The organism is Desulfonatronospira sp. (assembly GCA_003563255.1).
GTDB lineage: Bacteria > Desulfobacterota > Desulfovibrionia > Desulfovibrionales > Desulfonatronovibrionaceae > Desulfonatronospira.
In genome coordinates, this window is the sequence record PWSL01000399.1 from 1 (window position 1) to 2,641 (window position 2,641).

2 protein-coding genes are annotated in these 2,641 nt (G+C 54.1%); both read right to left on the reverse strand.

Annotation, left to right across the window (positions count from 1 at the left end; genetic code table 11):
* On the reverse strand, positions 1–676 hold a 676-nt coding region (locus tag QZP87_RS11560), incomplete at its 3' end, for an RNA-binding domain-containing protein (RefSeq protein ID WP_291323078.1).
* A 20-nt stretch (positions 677–696) separates the two neighbouring features.
* A partial coding sequence (locus tag QZP87_RS11565; RefSeq protein WP_291323079.1) for a DUF3883 domain-containing protein occupies positions 697–2,641 on the reverse strand: 1,945 nt, incomplete at its 5' end.

Sequence of the window (2,641 nt, forward strand, 5' to 3'; positions counted from 1 at the left end):
CAGAGAGAATAACCCTGTCGTTTCCCAGCAATAATATCCCGGCCAGGGTCAGGCCGTTTTTGCCGGTTTCAGGGTCGGTCTGATATAGTTGAGCGCTTTTGATCAGCTCCATGTCATCCATGTTCAGCCAGGGGTGATCATTACGCCATACCCCGGCCAGTCGCCGACATTTGTCCATGAGATCCGACCGCAGATCATCCAGCCCGGCGTAAGGGTAAACCTTGTTTTCCGAATAGGTGGCCTGCTTGCGCTGGTAAAGCTCGGAAACCAGGATGGTGTTATCCGTAATGTCCAGATCACCATCTTCATTGCGGTCGTATATCCGTCCATTGCAGCGATGGACCTGTGAGCTTTCCGGGACATATACATGCAGGACAATCTGTTCCTGGACCTGGACTTCATCCACAGAAAGGTAAGCCGGTGGGTGTATCTTCTGCGGATTATTGATGGTGGTAACAAAATCCTTTTTGATCTGGGCTACGGCGCTGGGGTCTACGCCTGTGATCCGGCCTGAATCATCTACTCCCAGCAGCAATGTCCCACCATGCCTGTTCAAAAAGGCACAGATAGTCTGATAGACATCCTGGGTCAGCTTATCCCGGCTTTTCTTGAATTCAAGGTTCAAGCCTTCGCCGGATTGGAGCAGTTTAAATATGCGGGAGCGGGAAATGGCCATTTATAAGTTTCGCTTATTGTTTACAGTGCAGTTCTCTGGGATAAAAGCTCCTGAACATCATAGTTCAGACTGGCCACACCCCAGTCGGGTTCAGCATGAAAGGGCTTTTGCACATAATACGGCCCGTCAGCTGTATCGTCTTCATCCACAAAGACCACTGCCAGCCAGAACTTGTCCTCCTGGTTCAAGGCATACAGGATTTCGTTTCTGGTCACTGTGATTGTGTTTTGTCCTTTGGCCCGTCCTTTTACCTCGATATGCCTGTCCGGCTGGCCTTCCATGTATGCGGAAATATCCCAGCCGCACTTTTCAGCGGATACATCCCTGGTTGTATAGCCCCGGGCCTGCTCGTGCTCCATCACGGTCTGCATGGCTATGCTCTCTATACGGGCACGTCTGTGAGCATCATGGCTGAACAGGCTCGTATCTTCGCCTTTGCGCCCGGCCAGCAGCCCTGCAGGTATCACCAGCGCTGCTCCGACCACCACCGGGGAACTGGAGACGATACTTCTCTTGGCCATGAGTTCCTTGGTGCGCTGCTCTAAGCGGGCTCGAAGCTCTTCAGCCCTGCGCCTGGCATTCTCCGGCTGCATGCGGGGCTGCTTGCCGGCCTCCATGGCATCTTTCAAGTGGAAATAACGATCCTGCCAGTAGTCAATCTCCTTGGTCAGGCGCTCATGCACTGCATCCAGGACTTTTTTGACCTGACGCTCCCTTTGCTCCTTTATTTCCTGGTAATGCTCAGGCACCAGCTTTTCTGCTGCATAGTCCAGGGCCTGCTGTTCCAGGGTGTCGCAGAGCCATGACTCATTTAATATATCCTGAATCATGACCCGGTCGGAATCATCCATAGGTTCCATATCCAGGTGCGGTGCCCATCCTGCATTGGTCACGCGGCCCTGGGAATCAATCTGCACAAACTGAATACGCCTGGAGGCCACCTGGCGCTCGTCCTGGCCGTAGGTGCTCTCCCGGACTGAATGGTCCAGCATGACCAGCACCCTGGGTGTTTCTCCTTCATCTGAGGGGTCTATGAATACCGTGCCTTGTTTGAACTTGTTGGCGTGAGTCTCAATAATCAGGTCAGTCAAAGCCCCCATCAGCGGATGACCGGGGTGCACCAGGCTGGCCATGGGCTTGCCGTACACCCGCACCAGATGGCGTTCAAAACAGATGCGCTCGTAGCGTTTAAGTACAGGGTCCCGACCTCCAATAGCCCGGTCCCGTTCCCGGATCGCTCCTGGAACGTAGCGGATCTCGTACCTGCCTGCTTCACGCTGACGCAGCTCCCCCTGATAAACCTTGAAAGCCTCCATGAAGAAGCTGCGTACAAAATGAGGCTGCAGTTTTCTGGCTTCGGCCTTTTCTAACTCTTCCTTGACTGCATACAGGTGCTCCCTGGTCATGATTTCCTCGGCCAGGGCGCTTCGGTTCATTATCTGCCTCAAATGCTCTGTGTCCAGGACGCCTTCCACCTGCTTTCCCAGTCTGGAGCGCACCTCTGGGTCATCTCCGTAGCGGATGGCCTCGATAAGCATATCCTTCAAAGATTTGCCCTCAAACACTTCGCCCAGGATATCAAAGACTCTGCCTCCCAGGGCCTGTCTTTCATTGTCCAGCTTTTGAAACAGGCGGTAAAAAACGTCTCCTTCCCGGGTATCCAAGGCCACCATATTCCAGAGGTGACAGATCTCGGTCTGCCCGATTCGGTGGATGCGGCCAAAGCGCTGTTCCAGCCGGTTGGGGTTCCAGGGCAGGTCATAGTTGACCATGAGGCTGGCGTTTTGCAGATTTACGCCTTCCCCTGCTGCATCTGTGGCCACCAAAATGAGGGCTCCGGGGTCAAAACGGAATTTTTCCTGAGTCTTGCGGCGCTCATCCCGACCCATGCCGCCGTGGATGGTCAGCACAGCTCCGGGGTCACCAAACAGGTCGGATATGCGGTCTTTTAGATACCTCAGGGTA